This window comes from Alteromonas sp. ABH4_453 (assembly GCF_056160665.1).
Genome location: NZ_JBSWXP010000003.1, coordinates 325152 through 340095, shown reverse-complemented (window position 1 = coordinate 340095; position 14944 = coordinate 325152). Strand labels below are relative to the sequence as shown.

The following is a 14944-nucleotide window of genomic DNA, read 5'->3' as shown; positions in this document are numbered from 1 at the left end:
ACAAACTAACGTAGGGTTTAACAAGTTGGTGCGTTATTGGCTATGTCATTGGCTAAGTCATTGGCTATGTTACTCGCTAGTGAAGCGCTGAAGACGGCGACACTTTTGCTGCTTTTTGCGCCGGATATAAAGTTGCGCCAATACTCAAAAACATGGCGACCAAAACTGTTATCACAACATCTTGCCAATGTAAGCTTGAAGGTAGAAAGTCAATAAAGTATATATCTCCGGAGAGTATCTCTACGCCTAAGGCTAATTCGATAAAACGAACAATATCCGAAAGATTTGGTGCGACGAGTACGGCAAGCGTTACGCCAACTACAATGCCAATGAGCCCGTTAATGGCCCCCTGCAATACAAAAGTTCTGCGTATTAAGCGGTCAGAGGCTCCCATTGTTTTCAATATCGCAATAGCGGCCTGTTTGTCTCTGACAGCCATAACTAATGACGACACTATGTTAAAACAAGCTACGGATATAACGAGAATAAGCGCTATATAGACCACAGCCCTAACAAGCTGAATGTCGTTATATAGATGCCCTTGGGTACGTGTCCAATCAGACATATAAACGGCTTGGGGGTAACTATAACCAATATCTCGCATAGTATCGTAGGCAGAAAACGGGTCATTAAGAGTAAACTGAATACCCTGGGCTTTAGATGTAATACCGATAGAGTCCGATGCCGTTGCTAAATGCATTAGCCCAAGCTGGTTGTCTAACTCTCCACCAACAGACAGCATACCTGCGATAGTTAACGTAATGGAGCGAGGCGCTTTAAAGGTCAAATCTAGGGTAGTCTGAGGAATCAATATTTGCACTGTGTCCCCAACAACTAGGCCCATCGATGACATTATGCCCTTACCTACAATGAGGCCATTTTCTTGTGCTGAAAACCGTTCCCAATCCTTATTCGTCACCCTTTCGGCATATTTATCGGCAACTTGCGTTACCGGTATACCTGTCACGCTAATGGCTTTTAACTCACCTTTCGACTGCAGCATACCCGTTAAATTTGTGTAGGGCGTCACTGATGCGATTCTGCTATCTTGGGAGAACCGGTAAAGCTGCGCATCTAAATTCTCGATTCCACTCTCGCTTTTGCTGTATATCTCTCCGTGTGGGACTACGCTCAAAATACGACTCGTCAGTTCTTTTTCAAAACCGTTCATAACGCTTAGCAAAACAATAAGAACGAAACAGCCTAACCCTATACCTATGGTGGAAGACATAGAGATGAAGGAAATGAAGCGCTGTTCTGAACGTGTCTTCCTAAATCTTTTAGCCAGTTCAAGGGCGAGCATTTTGCTCCTCCTTTGACAAAGCTTCACTAACTAACCGGCCATCTTTAATTTTCAACACCCTATCCATTTTTCCAGCAAGAGCAATATCGTGAGTCACCACCACAAAAGCAGTGCCCTTTTTCTCGCTTAAACTTGTCAAAAGCTTATAAATTTGCTCACCCGTAGAATCATCCAAATTCCCAGTAGGCTCATCTGCAAGCACAACAGAGGGTTCGGTAACTAATGCCCGTGCTATTGCCACACGCTGCCTCTCGCCTCCCGACATCGTCGAGGGTAAGTGATCGGCGCGATGAGAAAGTCCAACTTCGTCTAACATAACCTTAGCTTTACTGTGTGCTGCTTTTGTCGGCAATCCTCTTATTCTCAGCGGCATGGCTACGTTTTCTAGCGCAGTGAATTCACCAAGCAAATGGTGGAACTGATAAATGAAACCCATCTCATCATTGCGAAGTTTCGCCAGCGCATTACCACTTAATTTACCCAATGCTTTACCATTGAATTCAACTTCGCCATTAGAAGGCTTATCTAATCCCCCAAGTATATGTAATAACGTACTTTTCCCCGAACCAGAGCTTCCTAAAATGGCAACATGTTCGCCAGTTTTTATTGAAAGAGAAACATCGTGTAATACGGGGGTGGCATTACTGCCATCTTGATAGGTTTTGTTAATATTGCGGCAAATTAGCACGTCCTGCATGCGACTGTTCTTCTTAATTTTCCAGACGGTGAATGGTAGCGCTAAACACTACCAACACCAACTGAAAAATAACAGCGCTAAAACGTGTTATTGTGTGTCTTGGACGCTTTTAGCTAGCGCATCGGCAGACTGAGGCTTGCCAAACAACCACCCTTGGCCAAACCCGATAGTCAAGCCCTTCAGTTCATTACACTGTTCGGTATTTTCGACGCCTTCTGCAATCAGGTCGACGTTTAACCCCTCGGCGATGCTGACAATATGTGGAATAAGTGACGAACGAATACTGTTATCTTCCATATCCATTACGAAACTTCGGTCAATTTTAAGATAGTCACAGTTCAATGTTTTAAGCTGACTTAAGTTGGAGTAACCAACACCAAAGTCATCAATAGCAAATAAGAAGCCTTTGCTTTTGAGAGACTTGATATGTTTAACGGCACTATGAGTAGCTATCTGTTCGTCCTCAGTAATTTCCAAAACCAACTTAAAGTTTTTGACGTTCATCTCAAGAACAAAATCTAAGTCTAAACAATCTTCTCTTGTAAAATCAAAAGGGAAAAGGTTAAACGACACTTTGAACCCTTCAGGAATATTCGGGTTTTCGTTAAGCTCTTTCATCGCTGTTGTTATCATATCTACGGTGAATTCCCACGTCATGTCCTGCTCTTTGACTTGAGGAATAAACTCATCAGGATAAATAGGCCCGAATTCGTCTTCAAACCTACTCAGTACTTCACAACCAATTACTTTGCCGGTATCTAAATCAACGAAAGGCTGATAGAGGCTATAGAACTTATGTTCTTGCAGGCCTTTACTCACACGAGATTCCAAAGAGCGGCGACGGCGTAAATAATTAAACATTAACATATGCGTTAACGCTGCGGTCATCAACATGGCAAAGACAAATAAGACGATTTTCCCTGAGTGTAAGTCTAATACTCTGCCGTGATCAGATTTCACTTTTAAGCAAGTGTTGTTGTAGCGCTCGTCACACAATATAAATTGTAATGAGAAATAGCCAGTGCGCGCATTCATTTCATCCTCACTAAGTCTTGTGTCAACCAAGCCAGGGTTACCTGCTATATGATAAAATTGATCGCCATTGTAAAAAAGCTGCCAATCTTGTGTGTAGCTGTAGCCAATTACACTGTCCATATCTAATACGGCGTTGTAGCGCCCACGCTGTACAATGGTGCCAGTAGCCTGCTTATCGAAAAGTTGCAAGGGTGTATTTATCCAGAATGCATCGCCAATCTGCGTATAAAAGTCGGGCTCAGCTTCTTTAAACGGTGTTTCTAGAATTCCAAGATAAGTACTACACTTAAGTTCATTATTCTCATAAAAACCAATCTCTTTAACAAAGCGAGACCGAAATAAGGTTTTGCGCATTTCGGCCAAATTATCGAGTTCGCAGGACTGGTAAGGCAATGCGTTAAGGTAATCGAGAGTAATTTCAGCATCTCTGAAGACAAGACGAACATTGTCCAGAATTTCTTTGGCTCGGCTTTCTTCTTGTTCTTTGATAAACACAAACATAACGATGGCAAGGATAAGTGTTACCAAAGCTACGCTTAATAGAGAAACGCCAATCGCTTTTAAGTTATCTGCAAGGAAATACCGTTTTTGATCGCTTTTATTCATAGTTTCCATTGTTTTTATGCACTAACGCCCTAAATGTAGTACAAATTCAAAAAAACACACTACGATTTTAGGTCACATATTACTGTTTGTCGGGTAGTTTTTGACGTACTGCTGTTGAGGGCATAATGCCAGCCTGCATAAAGCAAGGTGCTTAAGTAACGAAAGATAAAAGCAATGTAAATCTTGGTAAGGCGCATTTGAAATAAGACAAGCGAAACACTAGCGTCGTATTTGAATTATGACTGAAGAAAATAGATGTAATTTGGAGATAACCCCGAACGGGGAATGTGTAATAGAAAGCATATCATTAATGGCGGAGCGGACGGGACTCGAACCCGCGACCCCCGGCGTGACAGGCCGGTATTCTAACCAACTGAACTACCGCTCCACATCTTCAATGTTATCAGTGAGTTGACTTGGCTGTTGTTGCCCTGTCCCCTGACTGCGGCGCAGATAATACGTATTCCCCCATGTGGAGTCAACGCTTTTTATTAATAAAATTGTCATCTGCGGTTTGTTTGCCTGTTAAATAGACATTATGTCGAAATAAAATTCAAAGTGAACAATTTAACATCGCATAATCAAAACTGTGACAAAACACGCATTAAGAATTTTCTGGTTTGCTCCCTTTCTTAAACATACCCAGTAACTTTTTAAAACCTTTCGGCTTTTCCTCCAAAGAAAGATCGGCATCAGTCGTAGCAGGAGGTTGCTTTGCAGGTGAAGACGACGGTTTAGAAGACGTACGCTTTTTGCGCATAAAAATAATAACCGCAGCAGCAATAACACCGATAAGTACAATTGACCCATTAACCGCTATCAAGATAATGGTCAAAGTTCCATTATCCATTTCTTCTTGCCCCTCTTGCGAGAATTCTTTATTTTGCGTCATAGTGGCAGGGTCCAGCTCAGGTGACGCAACTAATGGTGCACTTCCGTTAACTATCGGGTCTTTACCATCTATTAATGGATCTTCAACTTCAAGTTCTTGAGGCCCCTCAGCAACAAAACTAAATTCAGGCACATCTAAAATGAAGTCTCGCCCGTTCACTGTTGTTCCATATGCCGTAATCTTTACTCTAAAAATGCCTTCCTCATAGGCAACGATTAGATGCTCACGAGGCTCACTCCCCCCTTCAGTCAAAGAAAAGTTCTGCATGTCTGCATTGGGGAACTTTACTTTTCCATCCACAAGTAAAGAATCAATATCCACGAGCTCCCGATCAACATCAATTATGATCTTGTGATAGCCATCACCACCGCCATTCATTTCGACGTCAATAGAAACAGGGTTGTTATGTAAGACAATCGGTTGGCTTTCTTGCTCACGGGTATACATGGGAGTAATAACGCGAAAAACAGGCTTCCACTCACCCGCCGGTATTTTTAAATTAAATTGCCCGGTAAAGACACCATCTGCTGGGCGTTCGTCCATTCCTCGGCCGTCGTCTTGAAACGTAGCAATATTTTGATCGCCTGAACCAAAATTTCCGAAATTAGGATTGTTCGTACTTTTAAATTCAATATCGAGCTCGACCACATCTCTAAACTGCTTGTTATCAATAGACTCGCCGTTATTAGTGAGATACGCCGTAGATTTTAAAATTTCACCTGCAAATAAAACGTCAGGTAACGGGTCTGCATGCAGCTCTATGTTCGATATCACCATGACGCGGCTCTCTGGCAACACCTGGCCAACGGCCTGCCACGGCCCAGCAACTGGGTTTTTGATGGTAATCATGTCGAAGGTGTCGGCATCAAACCACTCTACTTTCTCTTCGTCCACTCGCCCTTGAAACAGTTTAGACCCATCAGGCCTTACAAGTACTACGGGGGCAGAGCCATACTCTCTGAAGAAAACCATAGTGATTTCTTCAACGTTGTAATCAACACGAAACCGGTTTTGTAGAAGTTTGATTGAGTTTGTGTAGCTGTCGCCTAAGTCAGTAAGGGGCGAGGTATCAACATTTTGATTATTTGACTGAGGGTTTTGTACCGCACTATCTGCGAGTTGCCTAGCGGCGTCGCGCTCGTCTTCTTGCGACTGAGCGCCAGCGCTTAAGTGTATAAACGATGATAAAAGAATTACCCAATAAAACCACACTCTCACGCTACGCTGCTCCTGCACTATTTGGCTATTTTATTTCGATTTAAATGCGTTTGGCTAAGACACCTCTTCTGGCTGAGGACGCCATAAGCATTTGCCACCCGCTTTTTCTACAATGTCCAAGCGAGCTTCATGCTGTGTTATTTCATCGGCGGTAGCTTTAATAACCTTTAATTTATTTGCGCCTCGCTTGACCCTGCGAACAGCGGTTGAGTCAGCATCATTACCCGAACTTGATGCCAATTTAAGCTTAGTCTGCCCACCGGTCATTAATAAATAGACGTCGGCAAGAATTTCAGCATCCAGCAAAGCCCCGTGAAGCGTACGGTGGCTGTTGTCTATGCCATAGCGTTTACACAGTGCATCGAGGTTGTTTTTCTGCCCAGGGTGCATTTGGCGAGCAAGGGTCAGCGTATCAAGGACATCACACATCTGGCTGGTGATGACGCCTTTTGTTGAGGCTTCCATTCCAAACTCGTGATCCATGAAGCCCACGTCAAATGGTGCGTTGTGAATAACAAGTTGTGCCCCTTTGATAAAACTTACAAATTCCTGAGCAACTTGAGAAAATGTAGGCTTGTCGGCAAGAAATTCATTGGTTATACCGTGAACTTCAATTGCCTCTTGTTCAATATGCCGGCCTGGGTTGATGTAAACGTGAAAGTGATTCCCCGTCAAACGGCGGTTAACAACTTCAACACACCCTATTTCGATAATGCGGTGGCCTTCTTTGGGGTCAATACCTGTGGTTTCAGTATCGAGAACAATTTGGCGCATGGAACCTCTACTATAATTACACTTTCATTTTTTGATAGTATATCAACCCCTTCGCAATCCGCTAAGGGAAAACACAAGATAAATTAAGCGAGTTAAACTAAAGGAAACGCTGTGGCTCAAAAGACCATTCACATTTATACCGACGGCTCGTGTCTAGGTAACCCTGGCCCGGGCGGCTACGGTGCTGTACTAATTTACAAACAGCATAGAAAAGAGTTGAGCGATGGCTTTGCCCACACCACGAATAATCGTATGGAACTGCTTGCCCCGATTGAAGCACTCAATAGCTTAAACGAGCCGTGCAACGTTGAGTTAACTACCGACAGTCAGTATGTAAAAAATGGTATTAATCAGTGGATCCATAACTGGCGTAAAAACGGCTGGCGCACTGCTGATAAAAAGCCGGTTAAAAACGCAGATTTGTGGCAGCGTTTAGACGAAGCGGTGAAAAAGCACAAAATAAACTGGCATTGGGTGAAAGGTCATTCAGGACACCCTGAAAATGAGCGTTGTGATGACCTTGCCCGCGGTGCTGCAGAAGCAAACCCAACAAAGCCAGATGAAGGCTTTGTTGGAAAGTAAAATACCTTAGCAAAGCGTCTTTAGTGAGAGTCTTTACTAAAAGCTCTCACCAATAGCTTTTAGTGAGGACGTTTACCACAAGCTTTTGACATGAGCTTTTACCAAGAGCTTGTTACCACGCGCTTTTACCAAGAAATGACCAACTTGCCCTGTGTGTCGTTGTTTTCCAATCGCGCATGAGGCTTATCGATATCATCAATACTATAGTGAGTATCGATATTTACATTCAGCTCTTCATTTTCAAAAGCGGGCAAACATACGTTAGAGAAGTCACGTATCAAGTCTGCTTTATAGTCGTCGCTTCGATTTCTCAGTGTTGTCCCAATAATCGAGGCTCTCTTTCCTAAAAGTAAGGCCATATCAAGGTTATCAGCATACCGACCTGCTAGCATGGCTAGGTAAACTACTTTGCCGTCTTGCTTCAGCACTTTGAGGTTTCGGTTAAGATAATCGCCACCAACCATATCAAGCACCATATCAACGCCTTCAGGCCATACTTTTTTTAGAACGTCATCAAACTTCTGCTGTTTGTAGTTAATAAGATACTCTGCGCCATTGCTTTCACAAAGGGAAAGCTTGTCTTGGCTTGAAGCCGTTACAGCACTATGCACGCCCCAATATCGACATAGCTGAGTGGCGGCCAACCCCACACCACTTGCGCCCCCGTGTATCAAGGCTCGTTCAGCGGGCTTAATATGAGCAATCGTGCGTAAACACTGAAATGCGGTAAGGAAAACTTCGGCAAGACCTGCAGCTTCAAAAAATGGCATGCCCTTAGGGATAATCATTAGGTGAGCAGGATTGACAATGACTTCAGTGGCATAGCCACCACCTGCGACCAAACCAAATACTTCATCACCTTCTTTAAAGGTACTAACATCACTAGCAACTTCTGTTACAACGCCCGCTACCTCTAACCCGAGGATTTCACTTTCCCCTGGCGGTGGTGGATAACTACCTTGACGCTGTAACGTATCTGCTCGATTTACACCGAATGCTTTTACCTCTACTTTTACTTTTCCCGATGTAAGCGATAACCCATCACATTCCTTAACAGTCAGTTCGCTTGGGCTGCATCCTTTTTCAAAATCCACATAGCGCATACTTTGCATCCAATCCTAGTCTTAAAATTTTAATCGTAATTTGTCTACGTACTTCTCTATCAATCAGTTTGGGTTTCTTCTAAGTTTATAACAGTGGGCATTGATAATATTCAACACAGAACCTTTGAAAATGCGTATAATCGCGGCCATTACCGTAAGCATCTAGAATGGCTTACATCAAATATATATTGTCTAAATTGCCACGAGAGCCTACATGTCAGCACAGGTCATATTACAACCGTCCAGAGATAAATCACTTCGCCGTAAACACCCTTGGATTTTCGAGAGCGCCGTGGCTGAGTTAAAAGGCCGTGCTCGAGTTGGTGATACGGTAGATGTTTTCGACTCTGAAGGCGATTGGTTAGGAAGAGGCGCTTATTCTCCAAATTCTAAAATTCGCGTTCGCATGTGGACGTTTAAAAAAGATGAAAGCATTGATAACGGCTTTTTCTTACGCCGTTTAGAAACTGCGCTAACGCTGCGTAAGCGCTTGTTCGACCCAACTAAAACAAATGCGTTTCGTTGGATAGCGTCAGAAAGCGATGGTCTTCCCGGTATTACTATAGACCTGTACGACAATGTTGCCGTGGTGCAGCTTCTTAGCGCTGGCGGTGAAAAGCACCGAGATAAGATAGTATGGGCAATCACCAAGCTAATGCCTGATGTTCACGTCTATGAGCGCAGTGACGTTGATGTACGCAAAAAAGAGGGGCTAGAGCCGGTAACAGGCGTGCTTCACGGCGAGCCACCCATGCAGGTTACAGTAAAAGAAAACGGCATTAATATTGTTGTTGATATAGAACATGGTCATAAAACCGGTTTTTATCTCGACCAGCGTGATAGTCGTGCCGCCGCTGCACACTACGCGAAAGATGCCGACGTACTCAACTGTTTTAGCTACACAGGTACGTTCTCGTGTTATGCCCTTTCTGGCGGTGCCAAGTCAGTGACTAACGTTGATGTGTCTCAACCTGCTTTAGATTTGGCTAAACATCATGTGGCAATTAATGGACTAAGTGAGGACAAAGCGCATTTCATCAACAAAGATGTATTCAAAGCGCTAAGGGAGTATCACGAAAAGGGCAAACAGTTCGATATGGTCATACTCGACCCACCAAAGTTTGTTGACAGCAAAGCTACATTAAACCGTGCTGCCCGCGGCTATAAAGACATTAATATGTACGGTATCCATGCGGTTAAATCTGGTGGATTGTTGCTGACTTTTAGCTGTTCAGGTCTTATGCCTGCAGATTTATTCCAGAAGGTTGTCGCCGACGCTGCGCTCGATGCTGGCCGCACAATAAAAATCATTGCAAGGCTAAATCAAGCGTCTGACCACCCTATTATTGGTAGCTACCCCGAAGGCTATTACCTGAAAGGTTTAGTCTGCGAAGTCACCGACGATTAGAAATGAAAAAGCGCCCTCGTTCTTATAAGAACTTGGGCGCTGATTTCACTTATTGAATTAACGATAGGTGATTTAAATAGCTTAGAAAGCGAGCAATAAACCTTACATTCTAAGAAGCGAAGGTTATATTGTTTGAAAAGTCACTATTATTTGAAAAGCCATTCGATAGCGGCTGTGAAGATTCACTTACTTTCCCTTCAGTAGCCTCCTCTTTACTATCTAATTTTTTCCATACCATTTCGTGGAAGTAAAACGCCACAGTATTAATTGCAGGCTCAACTAGTGCTACCGCACCGCCTACTACCAAGCTACCCGTAAGTAGGTAGGCTACCGTAAAGGCTACTGAAAAGTGCATAAAGGCAAAGGTAATTGTCTTTTTCATAATAATCGCTCTATCAAAAGTTGAATTCTGTTTGCTTTCGCATTAATGAGAATTATTATCAATTGTAGACAAACATTAAAATAGAAAAAATTGAACGGCTTATTCGGAATACTGAATGGAAATGATGATGAGAGACGATGCCGTCATTCACAGGAGACCATCCATAAAGACTGGTAATCAGTGTAATTTCGGCGAATATATGTCGAAAATACTATTGAAGAAACTCTCGTGTATTACGACTGAATGGGGCGAAGGGGGGAGCTTCGCCTAAATAACAGGAAAGTGACTACTTCATCTGAGAAATTTCAACACCTATTATGCAACTAGACTCAGATTCTGGCTTACAGCGTACAACGGTCGCCAACGCGGCCAAAGAAGGAATTTGAGAACTAGATGATTCGATAGCAACACTCACCTGAGTGCCTACTTCAATCGAGGGTTCATCAACCTCTAAAGACATACCAGTAGCGCTGATATCTCTACACATTGCCTGCATGGTGCGGCTCGACTCATCGTCAGTAATTTGCAACTGACACGGCGAATTTACCATCATCCTGAAAAAATTTCGCTTATCGTCGTATCCCAACATGTCTACTTCTCCCGATTTTTAGCTTTACGCTTTCGACTACACTGTTGTTATAGGGTGATGACGATAACTTGTCAATCGAACTGTCCAAAATTTATTCAGCAATGTTGTAAAAATGATATTGGTCTTACCTCAATAACTTTATGGTAATGTGCTGCAATCGACAAAACAGCATACCTTGCTTCTATTATTTACAAATAATTAAGCCCTGCGACACTATGTTCTACGGCGCTTTAATTGATTAATCATTCTAAGTAGAAGCGCTTCCTGTTTGGAAAGCTAGGCGTTACCCATTGTCTACATCAAGAGCCTTATTAAAAGTCCGCCAAATGAAGCGTAATGCGCTTCGCTGATATGGGGTAGGCCGTACCAAGCTGTTGCGCAAACAAAGAAACACGCAGTTCTTCTATCATCCAGCGCACATCATCAAGGGCTTGAGGCACCTTACCTTTGGGGTACTTACTGCACGTTTTTTCCCACTCTTTAATCGACTTTTCTACGGTTACCTGATGCATTCGGTCTTTGTTGGGGTCAATAGGTAGCTTCTCAAGACGACGGGCCAAGCCTTTAATATAGCGGTTCCAATCTTCTAACCTGCTCTCACCAATTTCAGAAACAAAACCAGGAAACACTAACGATGCCAAGTGGGCTTTACAGTCACCTAAAGCGTTTATCATGGTCAGCGGCACGTTACCTTTCATTTGCTTCTGGCACTGGTGCGCAAGGGTAAGCCCCAGCTCCACTTGTTTTGCAATCTCTAACACCCTTTCGTTAATGTTCGCACGAGCAATCTCTAAACAGGCTTCAAAGTCGGCTTTGCTGCGAATGTCGGTGTTATTGGTTTTGCAGTAATCACCGACAATGGCGTCAATACCGGCAAAAATACAGTCATCAATCAGTGCCTTCACTTGCCCGAATGGGTTGAAATACAAACCCAGTTTGGCTTTGTTGGGTAATTTGCTTTGCAAATAATTAAGCGGCGACGGCATCGCGTTTTTAATCAAGACATTCACGCCTTGCTTATGCAGAACTTGGGCTTTATCCGCTTCTTCAATGAGCGCAATATCTACTTTATCGCCCTTTTGCACCAATGCAGGAAACGCCTGAACTTCAAATCCGCCTACCTTTTGCACAAAGGTTTCCGGTAGAGTTTCAAAATCCCATTGTTCTATGTTATTTCGCTCTAACTCCGGTGTTGCGGCTTTCTCAAAGGTTTGCTTAACCTGCCCTTCACACTGCTGTTTAAGCGCATGCAGGTCGTCACCTTTGGCAATATCATCACCTTTGTCGTTCACTACCGCAAAGTGCATTTTTAAATGCTTATCAAGCTGGGGTAAATTCCATTCTTCACTTTCAATGATAACGCCTGTCATTTTACGCAGTTTATCGGTTACGGCTGCAATCAAAGGCACAGGGCGATTGTTTTTATCCGTTTCGCTGATATCAGCAAGACACGCTTCAGCAAAATTAGGCGCAGGCACAAAATTACGGCGCAAACGTTTGGGCAAGGTTTTGATTAAACCTACTATGAGGTCGTGCCTTAGCCCCGGCACCAGCCAATCAAAACCTACGTTATCAACTTGATTGAGTACAGGTAGCGGGATCACTACCGTTACGCCATCATCTTCAGCGTTCGGTTCAAAGTTATAGCGTAGCGGCAGCGTAATATTGCCTTGGCGCCATACATCAGGGAAAACATTTGCTACTGACTGCCCAGGCTGCTGACGATACACGTCTTCTTCTTTAAACGTTAAACTGTCGTTGCTTCCGTGCTGTCTAAACCACTTTTTAAACGCCGCATCGTTATTGGCTTCAACTGGGATACGCTTGGCATAGAAACTAACGAGTTCTTCATCATCAACAATCAAATCGCGACGACGGGTCTTTTGTTCAAATTCATCTGCTTGTTCCAGCAGTGCCTGATTTTCCTGTAAGAAGCTGTAATTGAGCTTAGTATTGCCCTCTACTAACGCTTCACGGATAAATAACTCGTGGCAGATTGGTGGGTCGATAAGGCTATAAACCTTCGCACGCTTCATCACTATGGGTAACCCGAACAAGGTTACTTTCTCGAAGGCAATCACCGCACCGCGTTTCTTCGACCAGTGTGGCTCTGAATAGCTTCGTTGCACAACATGCTCGGCCAAAGGCTCTACCCATGCTGGGTCTATTTTTGCCACCATGCGTGCAAATAACTTAGAGGTTTCTACAAGCTCGGCTGCCATTACCCATTTTGGCTGAGACTTTGATAACCCTGAGCCTGGAAAAATTAAAAAGCGTGAATTGCGTGACCCCATATACTCGCGCTCTTTGTCTTTAAAACCCATGTGCGACAGCAAACCGCTAGCAATAGCTTGGTGAATAGCCTGATAATCGGCTTCTTGCTTTGAAATGCCAAAGCCCAGTTCAGCAATAGATTTTTTGAGTTGGCTAACAATGTCTTGCCACTCACGCATACGTAAATAGTTGATGAAATTTTGCTTACACCATTTGCGCAATTGGTTTTGGCTCAGCGCGTTTTGTTGCTCTCTAAACGCCACCCACAAGTTGTAAAGACTGATAAAGTCAGAATCTTTATCGTGGTATTCGCTGTGCTTCTCGTCTGCTTGCTGGCGTTTTTCCTGTGGTCGCTCTCGTGGGTCTTGAATTGAAAGCCCGGCTGCAATCACCATAACTTCGCTGAGCGCGTTTGTACGCTCGGCTTCTATCACCATGCGTGCATAGCGTGGGTCGATGGGCAATCGTGCTACCTGACGACCCAGCGGGGTAAGCTGCATCTTGCCACTTTGCTTCGTTTTTCTATTAGCTTTGCCTTTCGCAATAGCTTGGATTTCTTCAAGTAAACGGAAACCGTCGTTAATATTACGGTTATCAGGCGGCTGTACAAACGGAAAAGCAGCAATATCGCCTAACCCTAACGCAAGCATTTGCAAGATAACCGATGCAAGGTTGGTTCGCAGTATCTCTGGGTCAGTAAATTCTGGGCGGCCTAGATAGTCTTCTTCACTGTATAGGCGGATACAGATACCGTCAGACACACGGCCGCATCGCCCTGCCCGCTGATTCGCTGACGCTTGAGAAATTGGCTCAATAGGCAGTCGCTGCACTTTACTTCTAGCGCTGTAGCGTGAAATACGGGCAAAGCCTGGGTCAATTACGTATTTAATGCCAGGAACCGTTAGCGATGTCTCGGCCACATTGGTAGCAAGCACAATGCGCCTGCCGCTGTGAGACTGAAATATGCGGTTTTGCTCTGCCGCCGACAACCTGGCGTAAAGCGGAACAATTTCAGTATTGCGATAATGCTGTTTGCTCAAAGCATCTTGGGTGTCACGTATCTCGCGCTCCCCGCTTAAGAACACTAAGATATCGCCTGGCGCCTCACGCATTAGCTCGTCGACAGCGTTTACGATGGCATCACTTTGATCTATATCGTCATTATTATCTTCTGGCGCGTGATAACGAATCTCAACCGGATAGGTACGTCCGCTCACTTCAATAATTGGCGCATTATTAAAGTGTTTAGAAAAGCGTTCCGGGTCGATGGTAGCTGACGTAATAATAAGCTTCAGATCAGGGCGCTTATCTAACAGCTGGCGCAGATAACCTAACAAGAAGTCGATATTAAGGCTTCGCTCGTGGGCCTCATCAATGATGATAGTATCGTACTGATTTAAGAAGCGGTCTTGCTGCATTTCAGCTAGCAGCATACCGTCGGTCATAAGCTTAACGTAGCTTCGCTCGCTTACCTGATCGCTAAAGCGAATTTTAAAGCCCACCTTTTCGCCAAGGGGCGTGTTTAGCTCTTCGGCTATTCGAGTCGCTACGCTTCGTGCCGCTAGTCGTCTAGGCTGAGTGTGGGCTATCATGCCGTTTACACCGCGGCCTAACTCTAAGCATATCTTAGGTAGCTGTGTCGTTTTACCCGACCCGGTTTCACCCGCAACAATCACGACCTGATTGTTTGCTATCGCTTCTTTGATGTCTTCTTTTTTATCGCTAACCGGCAGCGGTGGGTATTCAACGTTAGGAAGATTGTCCTTGCGCCAATTACGCTTCTCTATTGATGTGTTGATGTCGCTTTCTAGTTTTTCAAACTGGGCGTTTAAGTTTTCTTTGCTAACTACGTTGTCACGTTCTGAATCTTTGTGATTATCTGCCTTTTTCTCCGCGCCTTTTCCGTCAACACCAGATGTACCGTTCACTTTTTGTGCAAGCTGCGTAATACGGCGCTTTAAGCGAAACTTATCTGCGCTTAAACAATCGTCTAGTTTGTTGTAAAGAGGTTTTATAGCAAGTGGTGAAGACAAAGTGACATCCTAAAGCGAGGTTTTAATCATCAATAAAATTCGGGCGGT

The 14944-nt window shown here is 44.0% G+C and carries 11 protein-coding genes and 1 tRNA gene; 2 read left to right on the top strand and 10 right to left on the bottom strand.

What is annotated here, in order from left to right; all coding sequences use genetic code 11:
* Positions 1–76 precede the first annotated feature (76 nt).
* The 6 genes from ACXAGV_RS07815 to dnaQ all read right to left on the bottom strand — a co-directional run bounded on the left by ACXAGV_RS07815 (position 77) and on the right by dnaQ (position 6525).
* The gene (locus ACXAGV_RS07815) at positions 77–1303 is read right to left on the bottom strand and encodes a lipoprotein-releasing ABC transporter permease subunit (RefSeq protein WP_474872764.1); all 1227 of its coding nucleotides are present in this window, start codon (positions 1301–1303) and stop codon (positions 77–79) included.
* Entirely contained in the window at positions 1290–2000 is a 711-nt protein-coding gene (lolD, locus tag ACXAGV_RS07810; RefSeq protein WP_474872763.1) for a lipoprotein-releasing ABC transporter ATP-binding protein LolD, read from the bottom strand. Before lolD ends, ACXAGV_RS07815 begins: the two co-directional genes overlap by 14 nt.
* An 87-nt stretch (positions 2001–2087) precedes the next feature.
* Positions 2088–3641 (bottom strand): EAL domain-containing protein, encoded by a 1554-nt coding sequence (locus ACXAGV_RS07805; RefSeq protein ID WP_474872762.1) that lies wholly within the window; start codon positions 3639–3641, stop codon positions 2088–2090.
* Between the two features lie 311 nt (positions 3642–3952).
* A tRNA-Asp gene (locus ACXAGV_RS07800) sits at positions 3953–4029 on the bottom strand.
* Between the two features lie 216 nt (positions 4030–4245).
* Complete coding sequence (locus ACXAGV_RS07795; protein WP_474872761.1) at positions 4246–5751, bottom strand: TIGR03503 family protein; 1506 nt, start codon at positions 5749–5751, stop codon at positions 4246–4248.
* A gap of 54 nt (positions 5752–5805) precedes the next feature.
* The gene (dnaQ, locus tag ACXAGV_RS07790) at positions 5806–6525 is read right to left on the bottom strand and encodes a DNA polymerase III subunit epsilon (RefSeq protein ID WP_474872760.1); all 720 of its coding nucleotides are present in this window, start codon (positions 6523–6525) and stop codon (positions 5806–5808) included.
* 111 nt (positions 6526–6636) lie between these two features.
* On the opposite strand from dnaQ, the gene rnhA reads away from it, so the two are divergent.
* Entirely contained in the window at positions 6637–7107 is a 471-nt protein-coding gene (gene rnhA, locus ACXAGV_RS07785; protein WP_014949181.1) for a ribonuclease HI, read from the top strand.
* A 125-nt stretch (positions 7108–7232) separates the two neighbouring features.
* Here the strand turns inward: rnhA and ACXAGV_RS07780 are convergent, their stop codons facing one another.
* Complete coding sequence (locus ACXAGV_RS07780) at positions 7233–8210, bottom strand: NAD(P)H-quinone oxidoreductase (protein WP_474872922.1); 978 nt, start codon at positions 8208–8210, stop codon at positions 7233–7235.
* Positions 8211–8424: 214 nt separating this feature from the next.
* Here ACXAGV_RS07780 and ACXAGV_RS07775 point away from each other — a divergent pair, with 214 nt between their 5' ends.
* Complete coding sequence (locus ACXAGV_RS07775; protein WP_474872759.1) at positions 8425–9618, top strand: class I SAM-dependent rRNA methyltransferase; 1194 nt, start codon at positions 8425–8427, stop codon at positions 9616–9618.
* Between the two features lie 109 nt (positions 9619–9727).
* Here ACXAGV_RS07775 and ACXAGV_RS07770 read toward each other — a convergent pair whose 3' ends face one another.
* The 3 genes from ACXAGV_RS07770 to hrpA all read right to left on the bottom strand — a co-directional run bounded on the left by ACXAGV_RS07770 (position 9728) and on the right by hrpA (position 14896).
* Positions 9728–10000, bottom strand: coding sequence for a DUF2061 domain-containing protein (locus tag ACXAGV_RS07770; RefSeq protein ID WP_474872758.1), 273 nt, complete (start codon positions 9998–10000; stop codon positions 9728–9730).
* A gap of 286 nt (positions 10001–10286) precedes the next feature.
* Positions 10287–10589, bottom strand: a complete 303-nt coding sequence (locus tag ACXAGV_RS07765; RefSeq protein ID WP_039223891.1) for a PilZ domain-containing protein — start codon at positions 10587–10589, stop codon at positions 10287–10289.
* Positions 10590–10900: 311 nt separating this feature from the next.
* Positions 10901–14896 (bottom strand): ATP-dependent RNA helicase HrpA, encoded by a 3996-nt coding sequence (gene hrpA / locus ACXAGV_RS07760; RefSeq protein ID WP_474872757.1) that lies wholly within the window; start codon positions 14894–14896, stop codon positions 10901–10903.
* Positions 14897–14944: the final 48 nt, after the last annotated feature.